Here is a 26433-nt window from a genome sequence, read left to right as displayed (position 1 = left end):
CACCTCATGAAGCTCCTGAAATTAATTGCCCTGCTCATCCTGGTTCCCCTGCTGATGACAGCGTTCGGCACCTGGGAAAAAATACGGGCCGACGAAGATCGGGCGGATCTGCAATCGCTTGCTGCCAATTTGGACGAGTCGATTCCGAAACTGCGGCAACTCGTGGCCGAGCGGCCCATGACGTCCGTTACGGTGGGTGACCAGAAAATGGCGGCGACCCTGGCCTTGTCGCGCTTCGAAAGCGCGGCCGACGAAATGGGCACGATGCTGGCGCTGTCCGCCGTGCGCGTCGGCTTGGCCGTGGCCACGATCGCCTTGGGCATCATCGCGGCCACGATCGGTGCGCTCGCATTGGCGGCCACCATTGCCGCGGGCGGGATCGCCCGCCAATCACGTGCGCGCATGCTGCGGGCCTTCGAAGCGGGCCGCCGGCTGCTGCCCTATGTGCTCGTGAGCCACATCGCCATCATCGCTGCCGCTGCCGCAACCATCATCGTGTTCGAAGCATTGGGCATGTGGCACATGGGCCGCATGTCTTCAGGCGATTTCAAGCTGCTGCTGGCCGGCGCCGCCATTGCCTTCGGCTGCCTCTTCACCGCCTGGAGCATGTTCAAGCAACTGGGCCTGATGCTCCAGATGTTCGAGCCCACGCCGATGGATGCATTGGGCCGTACGGTATCGGAAGCCGAAAGCCCCGCGCTGTGGGATTACGTGCGCGGCCTGGCCACTCGCCTGGGCGCCCTGCCGCCCGACCATATCGTGGTGGGCTTGACCGAGGGCTTTTACGTGACGTCGCACGACGTCCTGCTGCAGCCCAGTGCGCAAGTGCTGCACGGCCGTACCCTCTACCTGCCATTGCCGTACCTTGCCACACTGGATCGTGACGAAACCAGCGCCATCATCGGGCATGAACTGGGTCACTTCGCCGGTGCCGATACGGAATACAGCCAACGCTTCGTGCCCATCTACGATGGCGTGTCGCGCAGCTTGCATGTGGTTGCCGGCTCGATCATCCAGGGCGACCTCCTGCAACGCACGATGATGCGACCGGCGTTTCTGTTCGGGGTGTTCTTCATGGAACAGTTCGATCACAGCGTCAATCACTGGAAGCGTGAACGCGAGTTTGCTGCGGATGCCACTGGCGTTCGTGTCTCCAGCGCAGAAGCCGCCGGTGCCGCGCTGGTGCGCAGCGTGGCCATGATGCCGCGCATCGACCAGGCGTTGAGCGCACGCGCGGAAGCGTCCGATGCGATTGCTGAAGACGCCATCGAGCAGTTGCTGCGCGCGCTGAGCGGCGCCCCGCTGACGGCGCCCGACGAGCACCTTGACGAACGCCTGCCCCACCCCACCGATTCGCACCCGCCCACGCGCAACCGGATCGAAGCGCTCGGCACCACCGTGCCCGCCGTGCTCGCACGCGGTCTGCGCCCGGTCACGGTAAGCGAAGGCCTGAAAACGCTGGATGATTATCTTGGCAACGCCGCACCGCTGCGCCGAGCGCTGTCTGACGACTTCGACGCACACGTGAAGGCGCAAGACCAGGAAATCACCGAATTGCTCCAGGCGCACGCCGACGCCGTCCAGGACGAAACCACGCTCGTGGAAGGCGCACGCAAGCACGGCATTTTGATGTACGTGTTTGGCGGGTTCTTCGCCCTCGTTACAGCGTCGATGCTTGTTTTTGGCCTGATGACGGCAACCACGCTGGGCAATTCGTTCACCACCGTGATCATCGTCGCGGCGTTGTTCGGCGTATTTTCCGCCGGGCTGTTCTGGCGCGGCCGGCATTTCGTGCGCGACCACGACAAGCCGCTGATCACACTCACCCCGGATCACTTCATCATCGCGAACGTGGCCGATCCGTTACCCATCGCGCATATCGCCGACATGGGCCTGCAGGTCGGCAACGGCATCCGCATCACCCTGACGTTGGAGCCCGAGGCGGGCACGCCTCGGATGCTGCCGCGCAAAGTGGGTGCGCGCGGCGGCAAGTTCAATGCGCGCAAACGCACGTTGACGATTCTGATGGCGCAGGCGTCGGCCAACGGCGAGCGCCTGAAACCGGATCAACTGCTCGATTTGCTGTCGAACTATCTGAAGGCGGGACAGGCGCGCCAGATCCTGCACGACCGGGCCTGAGTCCCAAGCCGCCCTCTACGGGGCGGCCATCTCGCCAGCGCAGGGTTGCTGCGCTTGTTCAAGGCTGGCTGTGACCTGCCCTCAGGCCGGGCTAATCAAGCCGGCTCAAGCTAGCCAAGCCGGTCCAGGCCTAGCCAAGCCAGGCCAAACAGGAACACGTCGGTGAGCGCTTGCCGCCTACCAGCCTGAACCGCCACCGCCCCCCCCTCCGCCGCCCGACGATCCGCCACCGGAGGAGCCGCTGGACGACGAAGAGCTCGACGAGGATGACGATGAGCTGCTCGACCAGCTCCCGCTCGACCCGGGCGCGCTGGACGACGACGGCGTACTCACCGGACTCACATCTCGGCTCACCTCGCGCACCATATCCGATGGGTCGCGCTGCATCATGTCGTGACCGCCGTAATCCCGCTGCATCATCTCGAGTGCAGCCATGCCCGCCACGCCGGCAAACAGTCCCGAAAACGCGGCCGCCCATTCGCGGCCCACATCCAGCGCCACGGCATACGGCAGGCAGCGCTCATACACCGCGAGCTTCTCCTCAGGCGTGACGAGTGCTTGCAGACGCGGACCTTCGGCCAGCGTGAGGTACTGCTTGAAGCCTTCAAGTTGATCCAGGATGCGATAACCCGCTTCGGTGTAGCCGCGCAGCACGGTAAAGCCACGGATGACGGTGGGCACCAGCAGCATCGGCAGCACGACGGTCAAAGCGACCCACTGCCCGCTCAACAACATCTGCAACTGCGCAAGGAGGATGAAGCCCAGCATGGGGATCGCCATCATCACGATGAAGATGGTGGCGACGACGCTGAAGCCATTCTTGCGCCACGAGCGGACGTAGAACGTCATCACCGCCATCCAGAAAATCGACATCACGACGATCACCCCGTAGGCCGGCGATCCGGGTTCTTGCCACCATGCGGCGGCGATGCATGCCACCACATAGCCGAGCCACAGCATCAATCCCCGCCCAGCCCAAGGGCTGCTCGACACGAACAACTTCTTGTCCCAGGTTTTCTCCAGCGTTGTCTGCACCTGCTCTTGTGCGTCGCGAAACCGCCGATTCTCCAGCCCGTCGTTATCGAACGCCTGATCCTTGCGAAACAGCTTCTTGAGTATCACGGCAAGAACCGGATCCGTTGCCGCAGCATCGGCCTGCTCGCCACGTTCGAAACGGGTGCCGGTGTCGGTCTTGCGCATGCGCATGGCGCGCAGCGAAATCAACTCCAGCATGCCGACCACATACGACCGGTCGTCGTAGGCTTGCCGCACGATGTAGCGTGCCGATGGCGCCGACACCCCCTCTGGCGCCTCGTACAACGGCACGATCATGGGTTGCGACGTGCGGCGCACGCGCCGGCGCGCCACCCAATAGAAGACGGCGACCACGATGAAACCCAGCAACGCGACCGCCGTACCGATATTGTCGCGCACGGCGTAAAGCCAAATCTGCAGATCCGAGGGTGCGTCCACGATGCCCTTGGGCCACGCGGCCGCCACGGTCAGACCTTCTTCGATTCCCAACGGCGTCGTCGTCTCGAACGACACGCTGCCGGCACGCCGATCCGTCACCCGTGCGTCCTTCGCGGTTGCGCCCTGACGACCGGTGTACACCGCCGTGCGCAGAATCTCGCCGGCTTGAGGCAGCGTGATGCGCGCACTCGCACGATCGATGGGAAACACCCACCCGGTGCCCGTCACGTTCCAATACAGCTCATCCACGTCGCTGAAAAAGCCGACCTGACGTGTGGTGCGGTATCGGATCACATATTCGTGCGCGCCGCGCTCCAGCAACACATCGCCACTGCCGATGCGAATGCGCACGCCGTTGGTCAGATGCTCGGTTTGATAAGGTTCTGCGTGGCCGCCCCGCGAAACCCCGAGCACGTCGAAGCCCATGACCACGCTCGTGCCGTCAGTGCGCCGATAGCGTGTGGGGAAATCGCGCAGGATCCCGCGCGAGATCTCGTCGCCCTCGGCAATCAAGCGAATCCGTTCACTCACGATCAGGTCACCGTTTTTCTGAACGGCGATGTCGCTGAAGAAATCGGTGATGCGTTCGTCTGCGCGTGCGCCGCTCACCAGCGTCACGGCCAACAGCAATGCGCCAAGCCAGGCTTTCATGATGGCGTCTCGCTCAGAACTTGACGGCAGGAACGGTGGCGGCCGCGGGATCGCCCAGGTCGAAATACGGCGCCACCTTGAAGCCGAAACTCGACGCCACGATCACGCTGGGAAACGACTCGACCAGGTTATTGAGTTCGCGGGCCGTGCCGTTGTAGTAACGGCGTGCCATCTGCAGGTGATCCTCGATCTCGGACAGTTGCGCTTGCAGATGAAGGTAATTGCCGTCGGCCTTCAACTGCGGATAGCCCTCGGCCACCGCGAAGAGCCGCCCGATGGCGCCGCTCAGCGCCTTCTCGGCCTGCGCCTGATCGGCCACGCCATTGGCGTTGATGCTTTGTGCGCGCTTGGCGGCGATATCCTCGAAGATGCCCTTCTCGTGCGCCGCATACGATTTCACGGTCTCCACCAGATTAGGGATCAGATCGACGCGGCGGCGCAGTTGAACATCGATGCCGCTCCAGCCCTCGCGCGTCATGTTGCGATGGCGCACCAGACTGTTATAGAGCTTGATCACGTACAGCAAGACAACGACAGCAACCGCAACGGCCACCCAGGCGCCGATAGACATGGACTTCAATCCTTATTGTTGTGAGGGGATACCGTGCGTCAATACGCATGCGCCATCTTCCGCAGGGGGTAGTTAACCCCAATAGGATGAACCGCGGCGGCGACATTCGTTACGGCGCGCAACGAAATCGATCCAGATGCGTATTCGTTCCGGGTTCACTATGATGTCGGATTGTTCACGGAGTACATCGCATGGAATCGCTGACCACACAGGGCATTCAGATCCCCCGCCTAGGCCTGGGCACGTTCAAGATGGAGGGCGACGTTTGCCGGTCCGCCGTCGAGAGCGCCATCGAACTGGGCTACCGCCACATCGATACGGCCACGCGGTACGGCAATGAAGCCGCCGTGGGTGAGGCGCTGGCCAATATTTCGGTGCCGCGCGGCGACCTGCACGTCACCACCAAGGTCTGGCACGATCAGCTCGCCCCTGATGCCATCCGGCGTTCGTTCGATGCCAGCCTGAAAAACCTGCGGCTGGACTACGTCGATCTTTACCTGGTGCACTGGCCGTCGCCCAACATGAACCTGCATGCGATCTTCGAGACGCTCGCGGAACTGCAGGCCGAAGGCCGCACGCGTGCGATCGGCGTCTGCAACTTTACCGTCGACCTGCTGCGCCAGGCGATCGAAGAGGTGGGTGCACCGATCGCCTGCAATCAAATCGAGTTTCACGCGCTGCTCGATCAAACGCCGGTGCGCAGCTATCTGGCGTCGAAGTCGATTCCGGTGGTGGCCTACTGCCCATTGGCACAAGGCAAACTGACCGCACATCCGGCCATGGTCGAGATCGGCAAGAAGCACAATGCCAGCGCCGCACAGGTGGCGTTGCGTTGGTTGCTGGACCAGGACGGCGTGCTGGCCATTCCGAAAGCCTCGCGCGTCGAAAGCCAGCAGGCCAATCTGGATGCGCTCAAAGTCAAGCTGGATGACGACGATCGCCGCGCGATCGCAGCGCTGCCGAAGAACGAACGTTGCGTCAGTCCGGATTTCGCACCCGCCTGGGATTGAACGCATCATGCCCGGCGAAGGTTAGGCTAACGCTCGACTAACGCCCGGGTAACGCTGCGTTAACGCCCGCCCGCCACATCCACCACGGCGCCGTGCACGTACGACGCCTGTGGCGAGGCCAGCCACAACACCGTTTGCGCCACCTCCTCGGCACTGCCCGAACGCGCCATCGGCACCGCGGTCTTCGCGAGCTCGCGCACATGGGCCGTGCCGCCGTGAAGGTCGTGGATATCGGTCTCGATCAATCCAGGCCGGACGGTGTTTACCCGGATGCCTTCGGTGCCCACTTCCTTGGCAAGCGCGAGCGAGAAACTGTCGATCGCGCCCTTGGTCGCGGCGTAATGACTGCCCCCTGCCATGCCGCCCAGGCGCGATGCCACCGACGACATGTTCACGATCGCCCCCCCTGCACCGCCGTGCCGGGTCGACATCCGCCGCACAGCCATCCGCGAGCAATAGAACATGCTGAAGACGTTGGCACGAAACACGCGTTCGAGCGTCGCCGCGTCCATATCTTCCACGCGGCAACTGCCCAATACCCCGGCATTGTTCACGAGCACATCCAATCGCCCGAATGCGCGATCCACGGCATCGAACAAACGCTCCACGTCGTGCGGCAAACCCACATCGGCCTGTATGGCAATCGCCGCGCCCCCTGCACCCAAGATGCCACGCACCACCGCGTTGGCCGACGCCTCATCGTTGCGATAGTTCACCGCCACGCGATAGCCCTCGATTGCGGCCAGGCGCGCAATGGCCGCGCCGATCCCCCGGCTGGATCCGGTGATCAATATGGTTTTCGTCATTGCGGTTCGATCCCCGCTTCCTTGACGAGCTTGGCCCACTTGTCGATCTCGGTGGCGATGAACGCTTTCAAGGGGGCCGGATCCTGATACGCGGGTGCGATACCGTTGGCAATCAGCCGCTGCTGCAACGCCGGATCGTCGAGCGTCTTGCGTGCGGCCGACGTCAGCTTGTCGACCACGTCCTGCGGTAGCCTCGCCGGACCCACCAGCGCAAACCACGCGGTGATCTCGAAGCCCGGCAGCACTTTGGAGAGCGGCGGCCAGCCTGGCGTGAGTACGCTCTCTTCTCTGGCCGTGACTGCAATCGCGCGCAAACGCCCGCCCTTGGACTGCGCCAGCGCATTGGCCGCATCGACGAAGGTGAAATCGAGATTGCCACCCAGCACATCGTTCACCGCGTCGGGAATGCCTTTGTACGGCACGGCCAGCACATCCAGCCCGGCCATCGACTTCAACATCGCCAGCGACACTTGCGAGCTCGACGATCCGTAACCCGCCGAGAGTTTGCCCGGACGCGACTTTGCGTAGGCGATGAATTCTTCGGTGGTCTTGGCCGGAAAGTCCGACCGCACCATCAGCACCAGCAGGTTCGAGCCCAATCCGGCGATCGGCGTGAAGTCCTTCAACGGATCGTAGGGCAGCTTCTTGAAGAGGCTCACATTGGCGGCGATCGCGGTATTCGCACTGATCATGAGGGTATGGCCGTCCGGCGCGCTCTCGGTTAACGCCGCCACAGCGATGATCCCCTGAGCGCCCGGCTTGTTTTCAACCACCATCGTCTGGCCCAGCGCTTTTTGCATGTCGCTGCTGACCAGACGTGCCAACTGATCGGTGGCGCTGCCGGCGGGAAACGGCACCAGTACCCGTATCGGTCGGTCCGGATAGGCGTGCACGGCGCCGCCGGTGAACATCCCCACCGCCAGCAGCGTCACACTGGCGAGCCGTCGAAGCAAAACATTCATGGTTGTCTCCTGCTATGCCGTCCTGCGGACGGTCTGTTTTGACATGCGCCTAGACGTCCGTTTGCCCCTGCGCTTGCGGATGCTCGGCCGGCAAGGCAATCGGCAACGTCAAGAGGTGGAACGACAACGATTTGCCGTGCGTGTCGAGATTGAGCGAGTCGTTGACACCGCCGTCCAACACATCGTCGAGCACGAAATTCATCGCGGCAATCTTGGGCAGCAGATAGCGTTTGACGGCCGTGGGCCGACGATCGGCGAACAACGCCATCACGCGCGCTTCAGTCACCTCTGCCACCAGCAGCGCATAGTCTTCCGCGCGGTAAGCAATCACGCTGATATTGGAGCGGTTGCCTTTATCGCCCGTACGCGCGTGGGCGAGGCGATGCAGAAGAACCGTCTTTTCGAGGTCGCTGGACATGATGCGGTCACTCCACAAAATGAAAGGATGCGGGCACATGCTCGCGCGGGATCAGGCACGACGATGTCGAGAGCCGCTTGCGCTTGGCCAACCGCACCCCGCCGCCGCCCGCCGGCCCGCAGGTATAGAGCGCATCGACTTCACGCAACAGCCGATCGATCTGATGCTGCTCCGCATGCGCCGCCGCGATGCGCAACCGCACTTCGGTAGCGCTGCCCACGGGCTCCCGCGCCAATGCCGCGCCGCGGTCGTCGCCCAGGATGCTCATCACGCCGATCAGATCGAAACGCAACGTAAAGTCGTTGCCCAGCCGCTTGCGGATGATGTCGGCCGCGAGACGCGCCCGTGCTTCGGCGTTGGGGCCCGCGTACGAAATCTCCCCTTCACCCAGCCACCCGCCCTCGAAAAACACAGTGGCCTTCAGCGTATCGGTGCGAGGATGGCCCTTGATGCCGGTCAAGCGAACGCGATCGGGGCCGATCTGCTCGACTTCCACCGCGCTGAAATCCGCCACCACATCCGGCGTGATGTAAGCGGCTGGATCGTGCACTTCATAAAGCATCTGCTCCTTCACCGTACGCGGATCCACCAGCCCCCCGGTGTGCGCGGCTTTCGTGATCACGCACCCCCCGTCGATGTCGATCTCGGCGATCGGAAATCCGGGGTTGTGCACATCCGGCACATCCTTGAAACCCGGATCGGCAAAGTACCCGCCCGTGACCTGCGCACCGCATTCAAGCAGATGACCCGCCAGGATCCCACCGGCCAGTTGATCCCACTGATCCTCGCGCCACTTGAACGCAGCCATGGCCGGACCCAACACCAGCGCTGAATCGGCCACGCGTCCGGTGATCACAATCTGCGCGCCGGCGGTGAGCGCGCGGGCGATGCACGACGATCCCTGATAAACATTGGCGCTGACCAGCTTGCGTTCGCGCTCGGCCGGTGTCAGATGCTTGAGAAGTTCCTCCATGCCCATCGGTGTGGACATGTCGTCGCCCTCGACCACTGCAATCCGGGGCGCCGGCAAACCCAGCGCCTGTGCGAGTCGCTGGATGTGCCGCGCGGCACCCCGAGGATTGGCCGCCCCCATGTTGCTGACGATGGGAATGTCGTGCGCGAGGCAACGTGCCAGCACCGGCCGCAGCTCCAGTTCGAGCAAGGGTTCGTACCCGCTGTCAGGGTCGTCCTGCCGCATGAGTTGCCGCAACGCCAACGTGCGCTCAGCCAACATCTCGAAGATCAGTGCGCGCGGGCCGTCGTGCGCAATCAGGGTGTCCACCACCGGCCCGGGCGCGTCGATCCGATCACCCGAAAAACCGGCGCCCGCTCCCACCGCAATCGTGCGCATGGTTGTCTCCCGTTGTTGTCGCTTTATTATCGGAACCGCCTATCGTTCTGTAAAATTAATTTATCTGCACAATTCATTAGCCAATATGATTAATTTCAGCGGTCGAGCGTTGCACGCGTTTCTGGTGCTGGAAGAGTGCTTGCAGTTCACGGTGGCGGCCAAGCGGTGCAATGTGTCGCAGTCGGCCTTCAGTCAAACGATCGCCAAACTCGAGCAGCAGGCGGGCGCCCGGCTCTTCGATCGCAGCACGCGGCAGGTGGCGCTCACGGCCGAGGGCAAACTTTTCTCGATCAGCGCCCGCCAGCTTGCCTTCGATATCGACGCGGCATTCAAGAACATCGGTGAGCACGCCGCGCAACGCCGCGGCAAAGTGGCCCTCGCAGCGCCCCCCTCCCATCTCTCCGACTGGCTTCCCGCCATTATTGCCACCTATCGGCGCGAGCATCCGGGCGTGCAGGTCAGCGTGTTCGACACCTATTCCGATCGTTGCCTGTCGCTCGTGCGCGAGGGCTCGGCCGACTTCGCGCTCAATGCCCAACGAGGCAACGATCGAGAATTCGAGAGCACGCTGCTGTTTCAAGAGAACTTCTATCTCGTCTGCCGGCAAGATCATCCGCTGGCCACACGCAAGCGGCTCAACGTGGCCGATCTGGCGCAGGTGGACTTCATCCATACCGTGCGCAGCGGCAGTGTGTGGCAGCAGCTCATGCCGGTGCTGCGCGCCGTGCCGATTCGCGATACCGGCATCGAGGTCGAGCATTTCACCACCCTCGCCGGGCTGATCGTCCATGGATTCGGCGTGAGCGTGATGCCGCAGTTCAGCCTGCCCACTTTTCACAACGCGGGGCTCGTCTCCATTCGCCTGCGCGATGCCGGACTGAAGCGGCCGGTATACCTCGTGTGGGCGCGCGGGCGCAGCCTGTCCATTGCAGCCCAGACCCTGATCGGCATGATCAAGCGGCAAAAACCGGTTTGATGCGCTGCACGGAACGACCCTCGGGTTTCCGATAGGTAGGCCATTTCATGCGCCAAGGCCGTGCGCCTGCGCCGGCGCAACCGAGGCCTCTGCGCACACTGTGCGAGCGCCGATTTACCTATGACGACAGGGGTTTGGCGGCGGGTTCCAGCAGGCCGCGCCGGGCGCTTCAAGCGCAAGCACCAATTCGACGCATACCAAATTGGCATGAGGAACCCCCCTTTTCGCATTTGACCCGTATGGAGCACGGCTCGCAGAATGGTCTCGCACCGTGGCCTTGCCCGGATGCCATTGCCGATTTCACATATCGTCATCACAAGGGGAATACTCGTCATGAAGCTTCGCACCCACGCCGTCACGACCGCCCTCGCAGCCCTCTGTTGCGCTGCCGCCGCCACCGCCTCGGCACAAACGCTGTATGTCGCCGCCAACGGCGGCTCGACCGAGAAGCTGATGAAGGAAAAACTCTTCCCTGAGTTCGAGGCGGAGAACCCCGGCGTGAAGGTGGTGCAGGTCACCGGTACGTCGACCGAAACCTTGGCCAAGATGCAGGCGCAGCGCAACAAGCCCGAGATCGGCGTGGCCGTGCTGGACGACGGTCCGATGTGGCAGGCGCTGCAGCTGGGCTTCTGCGATCCCATCCAGGCCGATACCTTCAAGGGCCTCTACGACATGGCCAACATCGACGGCAAGGCCCTCGGCGTCGGCCTGGTCGCCACTGGTCTGGCCTACAACACCGAAGCCTTCAAGAAGCTGGGCCTGCCCGCGCCCACCTCCTGGGAAGCGCTGGTCGATCCCAAGTTCAAGCAGAAGGTGGTGATTCCGTCGATCACCAATACGTACGGGCTGCACACGCTCGTGGTGTTTGCCAAGTTGCGCGGCGGCAGCGAAAAGAATATCGACCCCGGGTTCAAGGCCATGGTCGATGAAGCCGGCCCCAATGTGGTCGCGTGGGAACCCGCGCCGGGCAAGCTGGCGGAGATGTTCCAGAACGGCAGCACCATTCTTGCCGCGCATGGCAGCGGCCGCGTTCAAGCCTTGAAGAACACCGGCTTCCCGGTGGAATTCGTGTACCCCAAGGAAGGCGCAGTAGCGTTGCAGGTCGCGGCCTGCGCGGTCAACAAGAGTCCGGAGCCCGAGCTGGCGCAGAAATTCCTGAAGTTCATGGTGCGCCCCAAGACGCAGGAACTGCTCGCGCAAAGCGAAGGCTGGGGTCCGACCAACACCGAAACCAAGCTGCCTGAAGACGTGGCCAAGCGTGTGCCTTACGGCCCGGAAGCCGTGAAGAACATGCAGGTGATGGACTGGACCACGATCAATGCCAAGCGCAGCGAGTGGACCACCCGCTGGAACCGCACCGTTGAACGGTGATCACCCCGGTTGATCACGCCGGTCGATCACCTTGGTTGATCACGACCGGTTGATCTCCCCGATTGATCAACCCAGGTTGATCGCGCCCGGGGCGGCGTGCTGCCGTCCCGATGCCATGTACGCCAGTCGCCTCGTAAAGGACTCGCCATGACTTATCTCCAACTAGACGGTTTGAACAAGCGCTACGGCGACATCAACGTCGTCGAAAGCGTCAGCCTCACTGTCGAACAAGGCGAGTTCGTCTCCCTGCTGGGCCCCTCCGGCTGCGGCAAGACGACCACGCTGCAGATGATTGCGGGCTTCACCGAACCCACGCGCGGACGCATCCTGCTCGAAGGACGCGACGTGACCCGCGTGCCGCCCGAGAAGCGCGGCATGGGGATTGTCTTTCAAAGCTATGCCCTCTTTCCCCACATGACCGTGGCCGAGAACATCAGTTTCGGCCTGGAAATGCAGGGCATGGGCGCGGCCGACCGCAAACGCCGCATCGGCGAAACGCTCGAGCTCGTGCGCCTGGGCGGACTGGGCGATCGCTATCCCCGCAATCTTTCTGGCGGCCAACGCCAGCGGGTCGCCATTGCGCGCGCCCTCGCCATTCGGCCCAAGGTGCTGCTGCTCGACGAGCCGATGTCCAATCTCGATGCCAAGCTGCGCGAAGAGATGCACGTCGAATTGCGCAACATTCAAAAAACGCTGGGCATCACCACCATCCTGGTCACGCACGATCAGGTCGAAGCCATGACGATGAGCGACCGCATTGCCGTGATGTTCGGCGGCGAACTCGTGCAGGTCTCCACACCGTTCGATGCCTATGAAAAGCCCGAGTCCGCCTTCGCGTCGGGCTTTCTGGGCAAAACCAACCGTATCGACGGCCGCGTCACCGTGCGCAACGATCGCTGTTGCGAAGTGCAGTCCGGCACGCTTTCGATGAAGATTCCGCACAACAACCGTGCCTGTCCGGAGGCCGTGCAAATCTACGTGCGCCCCGAAAAAATTCGTCTGGTGTCGCCCGAAGAAAGCCGCATGACCAGCACGGTAAGTGCACGGATGTTCCTCGGCAGCCACTGGGCGCTCGAGGTAGATGGCGATCTGGGACGCCTGCGCATTAGCGTGCCCAATGTGGGGGTGCCGCCGCCGCAGGAAGGTGAACCGGTGCATCTGGGTTGGCAGGACGACGACATGCGCATCCTGGCGCACGAGGCCAATCATGGCTGATTCCACTGCGATGTCGCCATCGGTTGCACCGGGCATACGACCCCGCTTCAACCCCAGCCCGTTCTACCTGGCGAGCCCGGCACTGCTGCTGTTCGTCGGCCTGTTGCTGGTGCCGCTCGGGTTGACGGCGATCCTGTCGTTCTCGGTCTACGACAGCGCGCTCGGCGTGGGCCAGGGCTACACCATCGCCAACTACATCGAGGTGCTGTCCGATAGCTATTACCACGAGATCTTTCTGCGCACGCTGCTGATGTCGCTGGCCGTCACCGTGATGTCGATCGTGCTCGGCGTGCCCGAGGCTTTGATCCTCTCGCGGATGCGCAGCCCCTGGCGCGCGATCTTCCTGATCGTGATCCTCGCCCCACTTCTGATCTCGGTGATGGTGCGCACGCTGGGCTGGGCCATCCTGATGGGCAACGAAGGCTTGATCAACACGGCCCTGATCACGCTGGGTGCCACGCAAACGCCGTTGAAGATGCTCTACACCATGACGGGCGTGACGATCGCGCTCACGCATGTGCTGATCCCCTTCATGATCATTTCGATCTGGGCGTCCCTGCAGAAGCTCGATAGCTCGGTCGAACATGCCGGCCTGTCGCTCGGCGGCTCCCACGCCACCGTCATGCGCCGCATCATCCTGCCGCAGATCATGCCGGGCATCCTGTCGGGCGGCATCATCGTCTTTGCCTTGTCCGCATCCGCATTTGCCACCCCCGCGATCCTGGGCGGCCGGCGCTTGAAGGTCGTGGCGACCGCCGCGTACGACGAATTCACCGGCACGCTGAACTGGCCGTTGGGCGCCGCCATCGCCGTGCTGCTGCTCGTGGGCATGCTGGCCGTGATCCTGGGCAGCAATCGCTACATCGAGCGCCGTTACGCGCAAGTCTTCGAGAGCTGAGGAGCGCATCATGAAAAAGAACGGCTGGCTTGGCCTGACCTATCACGCGTTTTTCATCGCGTTCATTCTCGCGCCACTGGTGGTGGTGATCGCCGTCTCGTTTACGTCGCGCGGCTATATCTCCCTGCCCACCGACGGCTTGTCGCTGCGCTGGTTCGAAGCCATTCTCGAGCAGCGCCAGTTCATCAATGCGTTTCTGATGTCGTCATGGCTGGCCTTCGTTGCCGCCACGGTCGCCATCATTCTGGCGGTGCCTGCGGCGCTGGCGTTGGCGCGCTATCGCTTTCCGGGGCGCAGCACGTTGATGGCGTTCTTCTTGTCGCCACTGATGATCCCGCACGTGGTGATGGGCATCGCCTTCCTGCGCTTCTTCAATCTTGCGGGGTTGAGCGGTTCGTTCGGCTGGCTCTCGATGACGCACGTGATCGTCGTGTTCCCCTATGCCCTGCGGTTGACGCTGGCGTCGGCCATCGGCATGAACCGCGACGCCGAACTCGCCGCACGTTCGTTAGGTGCAGGCCCGGGCACCGTGTTTCGCCGCATCGTCCTGCCGCTCATCGTGCCGGGTGTGGCCGGCGGCTGGATGCTGGCGTTCATCCAGAGCTTCGATGAAGTCACCATGACGATTTTCGTGGCCACGCCAGGCACCACCACGTTGCCTGTGGCCATGTACAGCTACATCTCTCAAAGTATCGATCCGCTGGTCGCCTCGGTTTCCACCGTCCTCATCGTCGCCACGCTCATCGTGATGGTCGTGATGGATCGGCTGGTGGGACTGGACCGCGTGCTGGTGGGTAAAGGGTAAGCATGCAACATACGAGCGACATCATTATTCTGGGCGGCGGTCTGGTCGGCTCCGCCTGTGCGTACGGGCTCCTGCGGCAAGGCCTGAAAGTGGCGTTGCTGGACGAAGGCGACGTGGCCTTCCGCGCCTCGCGCGGCAACTTCGGCCTGGTGTGGGTGCAAGGCAAAGGCTACGGCACGCCGCAATACGCGCGCTGGTCGCTGGGGTCGTCCAAGCTCTGGCCGGCGCTGGCCGCGGATCTGTTGAAAGAAACCGGCGTGGACGTCGAACTCAAGCAGGATGGCGGCTTTCACTTCTGCCTCACGCAAGCTGAATTCGAGGAGCGCGAGCAACGTCTGCAATCGCTGCGCGACGCAGTCGGCGAGGACTACCGCTACGAGATGCTGCCGCAAGCGGCATTGCACGCGCGTTTGCCGGCGGTTGGACCCAACGTCTACGGCGCGAGCTATACGCCGATGGACGGCCACGTCAATCCGCTCAAGCTGTTTCATGCCCTGCACCGGGCATGCGACACGAGCGGCGCGATGTATCACGTCGAACGCCGCGTCGACAAGATCGAGCACGACGGGAAAGCCTTTTCCGTAAGCTCGGGTGGCGACACCTGGTGCGCGCCGCGCATTCTGCTCACGGCAGGACTAGGCAACAAGGCACTCGCCGAGCAGGTGGGCCTGCATGCGCCGGTGGCGCCCAATCAGGGACAAGTGCTGGTGGGCGAGCGCGTACAGCCCTTCCTCACCCATCCCACGATCTACGTGCGTCAAACCGACGAGGGCACCATCCAGATCGGCGACTCGCTGGAAGATATGGGTCTGGACGACACCACCCGCACCGAAGTGCTGGCCCGCATCGCCCAGCGCGCCATGGTCTGCTTTCCGCAGTTGTCGGGCTTGAATGTGATTCGCAGCTGGGCCGCGCTGCGCGTGATGTCGCCCGATGGCTATCCCATTTACGACGCGTCGACCACGCATCCGGGCGCTTTCGTCGCCACCTGCCACAGCGGCGTCACGCTCGCGGCTGCGCACGCGATGCGGCTCGCACCCTGGATTGCCGGCGGCCCCAAACCCGACAAGCTCGATACGTTTTCCGGCGCCCGTTTCCTGGATCCCACCCGAGAGTTTCACCATGGCCATTGAGCTGTTTACCGTTCTGCCCCAACCCGATGCGGCGCCTAGCGTACGCATTCAATTCAACGGCACCGAAAAACGCGTGGGCGCCGGCCTCACCGTGGCCGCCGCGCTGCTGTCCAGCGGCGAATCGCGCTTGCGGGCCTCGCCCGTAAGCGGCAAGCCGCGCGCCCCCTACTGCATGATGGGGGTGTGCTTCGAGTGCTTAGTCGAGATCGACGGCGTGCCCAATCGTCAGAGCTGTCTCATCCCCGTACGCGACGGGATGTCGATTCGCAGCCAGGAAGGCTATGCCGCCCTGGCGCCCCAGGAGGCGTTGCATCATGAGTGAATCGGTGGATGTGATTGTGATCGGTGCGGGTCCCGCCGGCATGGCCGCCGCGGCCACCGCCGCGCGGCACGGTGCAAGCGTGGTGTTGCTGGACGAACAAAGTGCGCCCGGCGGCCAGATCTGGCGCGGCATCATGCAAGCGCCGGCGGCACGGCTCGATCGGCTGGGCACGGACTACGCCGCGGGCAAGCCCCAGGCGCAGTTGTTTGCCGCTTCAGGCGCGCGCCACATCACACGTGCGGCGGTGTGGCAGGTCAACCGTGACGGCATCGTCAACTACCTCGAAAACGGCGTCTCGCACAGCATTCGCGGCAAACATGTGGTGCTGTGCAGCGGCGCCATGGAACGCCCCTTCCCCATTCCGGGCTGGACCTTGCCCGGCGTGATGACGGCCGGTGCCGCGCAGATCATGCTCAAAAGCGCCGATGCCGTGCCTCAGCAACCGGCGGTGTTGGCCGGCTGCGGTCCGCTGCTCTATCTGCTCGCCTGGCAGTACGTGCGCGCCGGCCAGAAAATCCAGGCCATCGTCGACACCACCACGAACGACGACTACCGTCGCGCCCTGCCCCATCTGCCCGCGGCGCTGGCCGCCTGGCCCTACCTCAAGAAAGGCTTGGGCCTGATCAACACCATCAAGCGCGCTGGCGTGCCGTTCTACAAAGGCGCGTCGGACCTGGCGGTCGTGGGCGATCAGGCGGCACAGGCCCTTACCTTCAGGGCGGGGGGCCGCACGCATCGGCTGGAAACGAATCTGGTGCTGTTGCACCAGGGCGTGGTGCCCAATACGCAATTCACCTGGTCGCTGCGGGCCGCACATACGTGGGATACCGCGCAATTGTGCTGGCGTCCCGATGCCGACCGCTATGGTCGACTGAGCGGCATCGAACGCGTATTGATCGCCGGCGACGGCCGCGGCATCGGCGGCGCAACGGTCGCCGGACTCCAAGGTGAACTTGCCGGATTGGCGGTCGCGATGGATATGGGCATCGTGACGCCACAGGAAGGCGCCCGGCTTGCCGCTCCCTTGTTGGCGGCTGTCGACAAGAACTTGCGCATCCGGCCGTTTCTGGATGCGTTGTATCGTCCCAAGGACGCCAATCGCATGCCGGCCGACGACGTGCTCGTGTGCCGGTGCGAAGAAGTCACCGCCGGCGCGATTCGCAGCTATGTCGACATCGGCTGTGCCGGCCCCAATCAGACCAAATCCTTTGGCCGCTGCGGCATGGGACCCTGCCAGGGCCGCCTGTGCGGGCTGACCGTGACCGAGGTGATTGCCCAGGCACGGGGTGTATCGCCTGCCGAGGTCGGATACTATCGCATTCGGCCCCCGATCAAACCCATCACGCTGGCGGAACTTGCCGCCACGCGCGAAGATTTTCCAACCGCAACACCTGGAGTTCAACCATGACAGACATCACCCGCATCGAATCCAACGCACGTATGAGCCGAGTGGTCATCACCGGCGGCATCGTTTACGTGGGTGGACTTACGGCCGGCGATGCCACGCAAGACATCAAGGGCCAGACCGCCCAAGTGCTCGCCAAGATCGAAGAATATCTGGGCAAGGCAGGCGTAGACAAAACCCGTCTGATCTCGGCGCAGATCTGGCTGAAAGACATCGAACGCGACTTCGCCGGCATGAATGAAGTGTGGGACAAGTGGCTGGCCGAAGGCACCCAGCCCGTGCGCGCCACCGGCGAATCGAAATTGGCCCGCAACGATCTGCTCGTCGAAATCATCGTGACCGCCAAAGCGGCCTGATCGCACAAGCGGATCATGAACCCCAAGGAAATCGAGGCGTTCCGGGCAGTCATGCTGTCCGGCTCGATGACCGTGGCGGCGCGGGATATTCATACCACGCAGCCCAATGTGAGCCGGCTCATCGCGCATCTCGAATATCAGCTCGATATGAAGCTGTTCGAACGAGCCGGCAACAAACTCACCCCCACTGACGAAGCGATCGCTTTCTTCAAAGAGGTGGAGCGCTATTACCTCGGGCTCAAGACCCTCAGGGATACCGCGCACAACATCAAACGTTTCGGTGCCGGACGACTACGCGTGGCCACCGCCCCCGCGTTGAGCGTGAGCTTTCTCTCTCGCGTCGTGACTGAGTTCACCAAGCACTGCCCGGGCGTCACGCTGTCTATTCGCACCAATAATTCGGCCTCGATCGAGCATCTGGTGGCTTCGCAGCTGTGCGATATCGGGCTGGCAGTCTACGCGGGCGTGAACGCGCAGAATGCCGTCATTGCCGAGAAGGTCGCCGATCCGCGTGGCGTGTGCGTGTTGCCTGCAGATCACCGGCTGGCGAACGCCAAGACGATCAAGGCCACCGATCTTGCTGGCGAAAGCTTTATCTCACTCTCGCATCATGACGGGATGCGCGAGCGCATCGATGCCGCCTTCGAAAGCAAGCGCGTGTCGCGTCAGCTCACGCTTGAAGCCGATTTGCTGTCGTCGATCTGCAGCATGGTGGCACACGCCCAAGGCGTGAGTGTGGTCAACCCGATCACCGTGCGCGACTTCCTGCACCTGAACATCGTCGTCAAACCCTTTACGCCGTCGATCGGTTTTCCGATCATCATGCTCACGCCCAGTCATCGCCCCACCGGCGTGCTGGCGCGCACGTTTTCAGATGCCGTGCGAACGGTGCTGGCTGAAGATGGGCACGGATTGGCGCGCGGCAAGCGGGCGCCGGGTTCGCAGAAATAACGCGGCTCAAGCGGCCTTCGTGCGCCAGGTATCCTGCCCGAATCGCGCTGGCGACAGCCCCTCGATCGGCACCTTGCTCGCGCCGTCCAGCACCAGCTCGGATACGGCCCGTCCCGACGCCGGCCCCAACTGAAAGCCGCTCGCCGAAAACCCGCAGGCATACACCAGCTTTGGCAAGGTGGTGCTGTAGCCGATCACCGGCAGCTTGTCTGGGGTGAACCCTTCCACACCCGACCACGCCCGATTGAGCGACACATTCTTCAAAAACGGAAAGAGATCCGTCACGATCCGTGCGCTATTGGCCAGTCGTGAAAAGTCGAGCTCCGCATGCGCGGCGTCGATGTCCACCTCGCAATGCAATTCGCCGCCAATCACCACCGTGCCGTTGTCGTACTGCTTGAACGACAGCCCGCGCGAGGTTGCACCGACCACGGGGTCCACGAAATGCGGCAAGCGTTGCGTCACCATCAGCATCAGGCCGCCAGGCTCCACAGGTATCGTCTCGCCCAGATCGTGCGCAAGCCGCCCAGACCAGGCACCGGCCGTCATCACCATGTATTCGGCGCCTACCGTGCCTTGGGGCACGCCCACGACCCATTTGCTGCCCTGTTGCGCCATGCTCGACACGCGCCAGTTTTCGATGAACGTGGCGCCTAATTTCTGCGCCTCGCGGCGAAACGCCGTCACCGAGCGATACGGCACTGCAAAGCCGTCGGATTCCACCCACACGGCGCCCGTCACGTGCGGTGATACCGCAGGCAAGATCTCGCGGGTGGTGGCCGAGTCGATCAGCACTTCGTGGTGGTAACCGTGCGATGCAAGCAGCGCCACGCGCTTTTGCAAAGTGGCGATATCGGCTTCGCTTTCTGCAACCTTGATCTGGCCGCCGGTGTAAAAGCCCAGGTCGCGCCCAAAGGTTTGCGACAGTTCATGCCATAGCGCACTCGACGCCAGCGTGAGCGGCATTTCCTGGATTGGCCGGCCCAGCGTGCGTACGCCGCCCGCGTTCACGCCCGACGCATGCCGGCCGGGATAATCGGCCTCGATCACCACCACGCGCGCGCCGCGCTTGGCCAGATGATAGGCCGTGGAGCAGCCATGAATGCCCGCGCCAATGATGGCGACGTCGTAGTCGGTATGCGACATGGCGCGATTCCCAAAGAAGAGAGTTTCACTCTACCCAAGGCGCGCGCGCCGAGCCAATGCCAATATGCGCGGGACGCATGTGGAAAATGTATGGTCGCTGATCAGCACGACTTACGGGGTGTGCATGACCAGCTGGCCACGACAACCACGAAGGCTGTGCGGCCCGCTATTCCATACGGCCAGCAGTGCGATCAGAAAGGCTCATCAAACGTCGAGCGACGCCGGTTTGGCCGCACTGATCACCTTCCCCGCCACCACGAAATTGCCGGCGCCCAGATGATGCAGCGTGTGCAATGCCGCATTGGCGTCCGAGAATTGCCAGTGTCCGCCATTGAACGCCAACGGATCGGCCGCCGCATTGACCACTTCGGCGAAGCAGGTGTCGTACGCGTCCTCGGTGTGGGCTTCGGGAATCAGGCGGCATTCCATCCATGCGGCGGCGCCGTCTTCGATCAACGGCACGCCGAGCACCGGCCCGTCGAACGACGCGATCCCGAATCGCTCGAACTTGTCGCCCTCGCGACCGGACACACTTCCCACCGCATACGTTTCCTGCACAAACGACGCAGCAGGGATGCACACGCCAAAGTGCCCACTGGCCGCGATCAGTTCGCGCGAAAACGTCGCCTTGTCGATCACGATCGCAATGCGCGGCGGGCTGAACTCCACCGGCATCGACCAGGCGGCCGCCATGATGTTGCGCTTCTCACCATGCCGGCTGGTGACGAGCACGGTGGGCCCGTGATTGATCAGACGGCAGGCGTGCGCCAGGGCGACAGGCTCAAATCGGCTTTGCATGGGCGGTGCTCCTCAAGACAAATGGATTACTAGACGACTGGTCTATTCTACTGCTATATTCTCGGACATGATGAAGAAACCCGCTGCAGACACGCGCCAGCACATCCTTGATGTGGCCAGATCGCTCATGACCGTCAAAGGCTACACCGCCGTCGGCTTGGGCGAGCTGTTGAGCCAGGCCGGCGTACCAAAGGGTTCGTTCTATCACTACTTCCGCTCGAAAGAGGAATTCGGCGAAGCTCTGCTGCACGCCTACTTCTCCGAGTACCTGACGCGTGTGGATGCGCTGATGGCGGCAGATGGCACGGGTGCCGAACGGATTGTTGGCTATTTTCAATATTGGGCGCGCACCCAAGGCACCGATGTGCTCGAAGGCAAATGCCTGGTGGTGAAGCTGGGCTCGGAAGTTTGCGATCTTTCCGAAGACATGCGGGCCGTGCTCGACACCGGCACTCAGGCCATCGTAAAGCGCATCGCCAGTACCGTCGCCGAAGGCCAATCCGATGGCTCGATCAAGTCGACGGCCGATGCGCGTGAACTCGGCGAATCGCTGTATCAGATATGGCTCGGCGCGTCGTTGATGGCCAAACTTGGCAAAAGCGAAGTGCCTTTTGCAAATGCGCTCGGCACCACGCGGCGCTTGCTCGCGCATTGATGGGCTGTAGTTTTCATCGGATGAAGGCGTGAGCGCTTTAAGCGTTAAGGGCGTCTCAAGTTTGAAACGCTTCACGCCTTAGCCGCCTGATGTCTTAGCCGCTTGTTGTCTAGCCGCTTCGAGTTTCAACCCCATTTATCGTTGGCGTCATCAGTACAAACGCCCTCGAACAAAATCTAGACGACTGGTCTACTAAGAGGACAAATCCGTGGTTCAAGCAACTCATCAACCCCAACAAACCGACCTCTTCTCCCCAATCAATCTGGGCGCATTGCACCTCGCGAATCGCATCGTGATGGCGCCGCTCACGCGCAGCCGCGTCGGTGCCGACGGGGTGCCAACTGCCCTGCTTGCCACCTACTACGCGCAACGCGCCAGTGCCGGCCTCATCATCGCCGAGGCCACCAATATCTCCGCACAAGGCCGCGGCTACGACATGACGCCCGGCATCTGGACCGACGCTCAGGTGGACGGCTGGAAAAACGTGACGGATGCCGTGCATGCCGCCGGCGGTCGCATCGTTTGCCAACTTTGGCACGTAGGCCGTTTCTCGCATGTGAGTCTTCAGCCTGACGGCGCAGCGCCCGTTGCCCCCACAGCCATCAAGGCCGAGGGCCAAACCTACACCGCACACGGCATGGTCGACGTCTCCATGCCGCGCGCGCTCGAGACCGCCGAAATCCCCGGCATCGTCGAACAGTATCGGCACGCGGCCGAATGCGCCAAGCGCGCGGGCTTCGATGGCGTCGAAGTTCATGCAGCCAATAGCTATCTGCTGGATCAGTTCCTGCGCGACTCGACCAACACCCGCGACGACGCCTATGGCGGCTCGATCATCAAACGCACGCGATTGGTGCGCGAGGTGGTCGAAGCGGTCGTGGCTGTTTGGGGCAGCACACGTGTGGGCATCCGGCTGTCACCCACCACGCCAGACGCCGGCAATACGCCGGTCGACAGCGACGTCATGGCCACCTATGGCGCGCTGATCACGCAACTCAACAAGTACGGCTTGGCCTATTTGCACATGGTCGAAGGCGCCACAGCGGCGGCGCGCGACGTGCCCGCCGGCATCGATCTCGACGCCCTGCGCGATCTGTTCACAGGCGCGTATATCGGCAACAACGCCTACGACCTGAACCTGGCCATCGCACGCCGTGCCGCACACAGGATCGATGCCGTCGCATTCGGACGACCGTTTATCGCCAACCCCGATCTGGTCGAACGGCTTCGCGACGGTCACGTGCTCGCCGTCGCGCCGCGCGAAGCGTACTACGGTGGCGGCGCCAAGGGCTACACCGACTGGCCGCGTGCAGATCACAGTAACCACGCGTCGCAGTAGCGCGCTGGCGCAGGTCAATCGCCAGAGCCTAGCCATGCGCTTTGCTCAATCTACAGGGCGCACGCCGTGCGCTCACTTTTAAAGGAAACACCATGACGAAAAACATCAAAGCAGTGGCCACCAAAGACTATGACGCCGTTATCGCAGCGGCCAGCCGTTACGTTGAGGGACTGCGCACCGGTAACCGCGAAGGAGTCGCAAGCGCTTTTCACAATGATGCCGTCATGTATGGCTTCACAAACGGCAAGTTGATGGGCGGTCCTATTCAGAATCTGTACGACTTCGTCGAACAGCATGGTGCCGCACCCGATATCGCCACACGGCTCGACGTGCTCGCGATCACGCCCACCACCGCCGTCGTGCGTGTGGACATGGAAAAAGATGCGATCGGCGCCGACTACAACGATTACCTCGCCCTGCTCAATATCGACGGCGACTGGCAAGTGATCGCCAAGGTCTTTCACCAGTTCGATCAGTGATCGCTAAGGTCTCTCACCAGTTCGATCAGTGGTCGCTAAGGTCTTTTATCGGGCCGATGAAGAATCGCCGTAGTCTTACATCCGTCCGATCAACGATCGCCATCGTCTCTCGTCAATCCGACAACTGACTGGCGTCTTGCTCGGGCCGGTTTCTTGCCGAGCGAGCAGGCGATCGATATAGACAACGTAAGGAGTCATCATGAGCAGTGTTTTTATCGTCGGCGCTGCCGGCAACATCGGCCGCCGCCTGGTCGAGCGTCTGGCCAATCGAGGTCATGAGCCCCGGGCGCTACACCGCAAGCCCGAACAGGCCGATACCCTGAAGGACCTGGGTGCCACGCCCGTCGCGGGCGACCTGACGGCACTCGATGCCCCGGCGTTGGCCCAACTCATGGCGGGCAGCAAAGCCGTTGTCTTCACCGCCGGGGCAGGCGGCGCGGGCATGGACGTCACCAATGCGATCGATGGACGTGGGTTGGAAACAACCGTGGATGCCGCGCAATTGGCCGGCATCAAACGCTTCCTGCTCGTGTCGGCATTTCCCGACGCCGGCCGAGGCAAGACGCCATCGGAAGGATTCGAGAACTACATGGCGGTCAAGAAACGCGCCGATGTGTATCTCGTCGACACCGATCTGGACTGGGTAATCGTGCGCCCGGGCACGCTTTCGGACGAGCCAGGCACGGGCCACGTGCGCGCCGACGTTGCCATCCCCTATGGCAATGTGCCGCGCGACGATGTGGCTGCGTTCCTGGCCGAGGTAATAGATCAGCCAACGGTCAATCGCATCATCATTGAACTCACAGAAGGTGAGACGCCGATAGCGAACGCAGTCGATCGGCTGCAGCGGGGTTAGTCATCAAACGCCTCCCACGCCGACGCCGCGTAATGGTCACCGATGATCTGCAGGTTCGATCTGCCGATCACAGGCGTCACCATTTCATTTCGCCCTTATTCACCTTTGCGCCAATCTCCAATGCCACCATCAAGCCGGCGTCCGGATAGGCGGCCTTCATGGCGTCGATAAGCGCGGCGCTGTTGGCCGCCTTCGGCAACTCGACGTCGTAGCGCGTGAGGTAAGCCTGGCTCCACGTAATCTGCGACGCATCGCGCGCCACACCCGGCAAACTGTGACCGGCAATCACCGTCACTGGCGACAGCGCCGCCATGCCGGCAAGTTTCTTGTTCCAGTCGGCGCGCTCCTGCACGCTTTGCGCGTCGGCCGTCCACAGGTGCAGATTGCCGTACACATTCACACCGCCCGCGATCGCCTTCAGCGACGGAATCCACACATAGCTGCGGTGCGGCTGGCTATCGTTCAAGCCTTTGATCTCAAGCTTCTCGCCTTCGAGCATGATGGTGTTGCCCTGCAGCACCTCGGGCAGCGGTACCGACTTCGGTGCATTCGCACCCATGCGCGGCCCCCACACCTGAAGCTTCGTGGCCATCGTGGCCTCGATCTTCTTCAACGTGGGCGCGGTGGTGACCACCTTCGCGTCGGGGAAATACTGCTTCAGGACTTCGATGCCGAAGTAGTAGTCCGGATCGGGCTGGCTGATGTAGATCGTCTTCAGCGTTTTCTTGCTATCCAGCACCATGGCCACGATACGCAGCGCATCGGCGCGGGTGAAACCGGTATCCAGCAGCACAGCATCCGTCTTGCCCGACACCAGCACCGCATTCACATGAAAACTGCCGGCGTCGGCGTTGTAGACCTGCAGGCTGAGCGGCGACGTTTGGGCGAGCGCGTCCTGCGGCAGCGCACCCAGCGTCAGGGCAAAGGGAGCGATCAAGCTGGCAAGGGTGGCGGAGCGAATATTCATGGCGAGACCTTTGATGTAAGGATGAAGTGACGCCACTTTATTAGAGCCACAGCAGTAGATAAACAGTAGAATTGTTGAATCTTTATCTACCAGATCGAGCTAATCGTGGATCGCCTTACTGCCATGCAGGTGTTCGTGGAAATCGCCGAACGCAGCAGCCTCACCGATGCCGCACGTGTGCTCGACATGTCGCGCGCCATGGTGTCGCGCAACCTCGAAAGCCTGGAGCAGTGGCTCGGCGTGCGGCTCCTGCATCGCACGACGCGCCGCGTGAGCCTTACCGACGCCGGCAACGAAGCCCTGCAACGCTGCCGCGATGTGCTTGCACTTACTGAGGATGTGCAGGCAATCGCCGGCGTGCGACAAGCCGCGCCACGCGGCAAATTGCGCATCGCCACCAGCGTCTCGTTCGCGCAGGCGTTCCTGGCTGACGTGGTCGGCATATTCTTGGATCGGCACTCCAAGGTCGAGATCGAGCTATTGGCGCAGGAACGTTCCGTCAATCTCGTTGAAGAGCGCATCGACCTGGCCGTACGCATCGGCAACGCGCCAGACAGCGCCTTGGTTGCGCGTCGTTTAGGTGTATGCCGATCGGTGCTGTGCACGTCGCCGGAGTACTTGCGTGCGCACGGCGTACCGACCGATCCCGCGTCGCTCGAACAGCACCGCTGCATCAGCCATGCGTATGTGGGACGCAATGAACTTCGGCTGTCGCGGCAGAAGCAGATGATCAAGGTACCGTTTCATGGTGCGCTGCAGACCAACGAATCCACCGTGGCACGACAGGCGGCGCTGCGTGGTGCGGGAATAGCCCTGCTGCCGACGTATCTAGTGAGTGCAGACCTGCGCGAGCATCGACTGGTTCGCGTGCTGCCGGAGTACGAGCCAGAGGCATTGGATATTCATGCGATGTACTTGTCGCGCCAACATCAGCCGCCGTTATTGCGATTGATGCTGGATCATCTTGCCGAGCAATTTGGTCAGAGCGATGCGCCTTGGGATCTTACTGATGAGGGCGATGCCCCAGTGGCTGATGGGCGGAGAGCTGCTGAGACGCTGATCAACGCGAGGTCGAGCGCACGTTCGGTTGCAGGTGCGAAAGCAAGTGGTGCGAGCGCCGGTGCCGACGCCCTCGCCGGTCTCGGTGCCATTGCTGATGCTGGTGCCATTTCAATTGGAAGTTTGAGTGAGAATTCGACCGCGAAGCGAAGAGTGGAACCGAGTGCGAAACCAGTTACGCGATCGACATCCCGTTCAGCCTCGCGCAAGAAGTAAGCGCGACTGTTGCGCTCAGATCAAGAGTCTTTGACCCGGCGACGGGTGTTTCTCAACCCTCGCGATGGCCATACTGAACGCCTCACAGTGCAAACACACAAAGGA

General features: G+C 62.5%; 26 protein-coding genes. 17 read left to right on the top strand and 9 right to left on the bottom strand.

Annotated features, from left to right (window positions below):
• The first annotated feature begins 6 nt into the window (after nucleotides 1–6).
• Nucleotides 7–2139, top strand: coding sequence for a M48 family metallopeptidase (locus tag EYW45_RS20020; protein ID WP_161137237.1), 2133 nt, complete (start codon nucleotides 7–9; stop codon nucleotides 2137–2139).
• 177 nt (nucleotides 2140–2316) lie between these two features.
• Here the strand turns inward: EYW45_RS20020 and EYW45_RS20015 are convergent, their stop codons facing one another.
• Together EYW45_RS20015 and EYW45_RS20010 are read right to left on the bottom strand one after the other, a co-directional pair.
• Nucleotides 2317–4263, bottom strand: coding sequence for a DUF2207 domain-containing protein (locus EYW45_RS20015; RefSeq protein WP_161137236.1), 1947 nt, complete (start codon nucleotides 4261–4263; stop codon nucleotides 2317–2319).
• A gap of 13 nt (nucleotides 4264–4276) precedes the next feature.
• Complete coding sequence (locus EYW45_RS20010) at nucleotides 4277–4834, bottom strand: LemA family protein (protein ID WP_161137235.1); 558 nt, start codon at nucleotides 4832–4834, stop codon at nucleotides 4277–4279.
• Nucleotides 4835–5025: 191 nt separating this feature from the next.
• On the opposite strand from EYW45_RS20010, the gene EYW45_RS20005 reads away from it, so the two are divergent.
• Nucleotides 5026–5844, top strand: a complete 819-nt coding sequence (locus EYW45_RS20005) for an aldo/keto reductase (protein WP_161137234.1) — start codon at nucleotides 5026–5028, stop codon at nucleotides 5842–5844.
• A 59-nt stretch (nucleotides 5845–5903) separates the two neighbouring features.
• On the opposite strand, the gene EYW45_RS20000 is transcribed toward EYW45_RS20005, so the two are convergent.
• From EYW45_RS20000 to EYW45_RS19985, 4 genes are read right to left on the bottom strand one after another with little or no spacing between them, the layout of a single operon-like run.
• Nucleotides 5904–6650 (bottom strand): SDR family oxidoreductase, encoded by a 747-nt coding sequence (locus EYW45_RS20000; protein ID WP_161137233.1) that lies wholly within the window; start codon nucleotides 6648–6650, stop codon nucleotides 5904–5906.
• On the bottom strand, nucleotides 6647–7612 hold the full coding sequence (locus EYW45_RS19995) for a Bug family tripartite tricarboxylate transporter substrate binding protein (RefSeq protein ID WP_161137232.1): 966 nt from the start codon (nucleotides 7610–7612) through the stop codon (nucleotides 6647–6649). Before EYW45_RS19995 ends, EYW45_RS20000 begins: the two co-directional genes overlap by 4 nt.
• Before the next feature lie 49 nt (nucleotides 7613–7661).
• A complete protein-coding gene (locus EYW45_RS19990) occupies nucleotides 7662–8030 on the bottom strand; it encodes an AtuA-related protein (RefSeq protein ID WP_161137231.1) in 369 nt (122 codons plus the stop codon).
• A gap of 7 nt (nucleotides 8031–8037) precedes the next feature.
• On the bottom strand, nucleotides 8038–9381 hold the full coding sequence (locus EYW45_RS19985; protein WP_161137230.1) for an acyclic terpene utilization AtuA family protein: 1344 nt from the start codon (nucleotides 9379–9381) through the stop codon (nucleotides 8038–8040).
• Nucleotides 9382–9466: 85 nt separating this feature from the next.
• Here EYW45_RS19985 and EYW45_RS19980 point away from each other — a divergent pair, with 85 nt between their 5' ends.
• From EYW45_RS19980 to EYW45_RS19935, 10 genes are all read left to right on the top strand, one after another.
• The gene (locus tag EYW45_RS19980) at nucleotides 9467–10357 is read left to right on the top strand and encodes a LysR family transcriptional regulator (protein ID WP_161137229.1); all 891 of its coding nucleotides are present in this window, start codon (nucleotides 9467–9469) and stop codon (nucleotides 10355–10357) included.
• A gap of 333 nt (nucleotides 10358–10690) precedes the next feature.
• On the top strand, nucleotides 10691–11728 hold the full coding sequence (locus tag EYW45_RS19975) for an ABC transporter substrate-binding protein (RefSeq protein ID WP_161137228.1): 1038 nt from the start codon (nucleotides 10691–10693) through the stop codon (nucleotides 11726–11728).
• A 147-nt stretch (nucleotides 11729–11875) separates the two neighbouring features.
• A complete protein-coding gene (locus tag EYW45_RS19970) occupies nucleotides 11876–12943 on the top strand; it encodes an ABC transporter ATP-binding protein (protein ID WP_161137227.1) in 1068 nt (355 codons plus the stop codon).
• A 10-nt stretch (nucleotides 12944–12953) separates the two neighbouring features.
• Nucleotides 12954–13841 (top strand): ABC transporter permease, encoded by an 888-nt coding sequence (locus EYW45_RS19965; RefSeq protein ID WP_161137983.1) that lies wholly within the window; start codon nucleotides 12954–12956, stop codon nucleotides 13839–13841.
• Nucleotides 13842–13851: 10 nt separating this feature from the next.
• Nucleotides 13852–14646, top strand: a complete 795-nt coding sequence (locus tag EYW45_RS19960) for an ABC transporter permease (RefSeq protein ID WP_161137226.1) — start codon at nucleotides 13852–13854, stop codon at nucleotides 14644–14646.
• A 2-nt stretch (nucleotides 14647–14648) separates the two neighbouring features.
• A complete protein-coding gene (locus EYW45_RS19955) occupies nucleotides 14649–15779 on the top strand; it encodes an NAD(P)/FAD-dependent oxidoreductase (protein ID WP_161137225.1) in 1131 nt (376 codons plus the stop codon).
• Entirely contained in the window at nucleotides 15769–16101 is a 333-nt protein-coding gene (locus EYW45_RS19950; RefSeq protein ID WP_161137224.1) for a (2Fe-2S)-binding protein, read from the top strand. The genes EYW45_RS19955 and EYW45_RS19950 overlap by 11 nt, the downstream gene beginning before the upstream one ends.
• A complete protein-coding gene (locus EYW45_RS19945) occupies nucleotides 16094–17509 on the top strand; it encodes an FAD/NAD(P)-dependent oxidoreductase (protein WP_161137223.1) in 1416 nt (471 codons plus the stop codon). The genes EYW45_RS19950 and EYW45_RS19945 overlap by 8 nt, the downstream gene beginning before the upstream one ends.
• Nucleotides 17506–17862 carry a RidA family protein gene (locus tag EYW45_RS19940; protein WP_161137222.1) on the top strand — a complete coding sequence of 119 codons (357 nt, stop codon included), beginning with the start codon at nucleotides 17506–17508 and terminating at the stop codon, nucleotides 17860–17862. Before EYW45_RS19945 ends, EYW45_RS19940 begins: the two co-directional genes overlap by 4 nt.
• A 15-nt stretch (nucleotides 17863–17877) precedes the next feature.
• Nucleotides 17878–18813: a LysR substrate-binding domain-containing protein gene (locus tag EYW45_RS19935; RefSeq protein WP_161137221.1), complete on the top strand. Its 936-nt coding sequence runs from the start codon at nucleotides 17878–17880 to the stop codon at nucleotides 18811–18813.
• 6 nt (nucleotides 18814–18819) lie between these two features.
• Here EYW45_RS19935 and EYW45_RS19930 read toward each other — a convergent pair whose 3' ends face one another.
• Both EYW45_RS19930 and EYW45_RS19925 read right to left on the bottom strand, forming a co-directional pair.
• Complete coding sequence (locus tag EYW45_RS19930) at nucleotides 18820–19959, bottom strand: NAD(P)/FAD-dependent oxidoreductase (RefSeq protein ID WP_161137220.1); 1140 nt, start codon at nucleotides 19957–19959, stop codon at nucleotides 18820–18822.
• 204 nt (nucleotides 19960–20163) lie between these two features.
• Nucleotides 20164–20757 (bottom strand): flavin reductase family protein, encoded by a 594-nt coding sequence (locus tag EYW45_RS19925; protein ID WP_161137219.1) that lies wholly within the window; start codon nucleotides 20755–20757, stop codon nucleotides 20164–20166.
• Between the two features lie 67 nt (nucleotides 20758–20824).
• Between EYW45_RS19925 and EYW45_RS19920 the strand changes: the two genes are divergently transcribed.
• The 4 genes from EYW45_RS19920 (at nucleotide 20825) to EYW45_RS19905 (ending at nucleotide 24086) form a co-directional block, all read left to right on the top strand.
• Nucleotides 20825–21412 (top strand): TetR/AcrR family transcriptional regulator, encoded by a 588-nt coding sequence (locus tag EYW45_RS19920; protein WP_407924942.1) that lies wholly within the window; start codon nucleotides 20825–20827, stop codon nucleotides 21410–21412.
• 208 nt (nucleotides 21413–21620) lie between these two features.
• On the top strand, nucleotides 21621–22751 hold the full coding sequence (locus EYW45_RS19915) for an alkene reductase (protein WP_161137218.1): 1131 nt from the start codon (nucleotides 21621–21623) through the stop codon (nucleotides 22749–22751).
• Nucleotides 22752–22843: 92 nt separating this feature from the next.
• A complete protein-coding gene (locus EYW45_RS19910; protein WP_161137217.1) occupies nucleotides 22844–23230 on the top strand; it encodes a nuclear transport factor 2 family protein in 387 nt (128 codons plus the stop codon).
• Between the two features lie 199 nt (nucleotides 23231–23429).
• Complete coding sequence (locus EYW45_RS19905) at nucleotides 23430–24086, top strand: SDR family oxidoreductase (RefSeq protein WP_161137216.1); 657 nt, start codon at nucleotides 23430–23432, stop codon at nucleotides 24084–24086.
• A gap of 76 nt (nucleotides 24087–24162) precedes the next feature.
• On the opposite strand, the gene EYW45_RS19900 is transcribed toward EYW45_RS19905, so the two are convergent.
• Nucleotides 24163–25053, bottom strand: a complete 891-nt coding sequence (locus tag EYW45_RS19900) for an MBL fold metallo-hydrolase (RefSeq protein ID WP_161137215.1) — start codon at nucleotides 25051–25053, stop codon at nucleotides 24163–24165.
• Between the two features lie 123 nt (nucleotides 25054–25176).
• Here EYW45_RS19900 and EYW45_RS19895 point away from each other — a divergent pair, with 123 nt between their 5' ends.
• A complete protein-coding gene (locus EYW45_RS19895) occupies nucleotides 25177–26328 on the top strand; it encodes a LysR family transcriptional regulator (protein WP_202444881.1) in 1152 nt (383 codons plus the stop codon).
• Nucleotides 26329–26433 lie beyond the last annotated feature (105 nt).

It is taken from the genome of Schauerella aestuarii (assembly GCF_009866805.1).
Classification (GTDB): domain Bacteria; phylum Pseudomonadota; class Gammaproteobacteria; order Burkholderiales; family Burkholderiaceae_B; genus Schauerella; species Schauerella aestuarii.
Note: the sequence above shows the minus strand (reverse complement) of the source record. Positions and strands in the feature narration are given on the sequence as shown.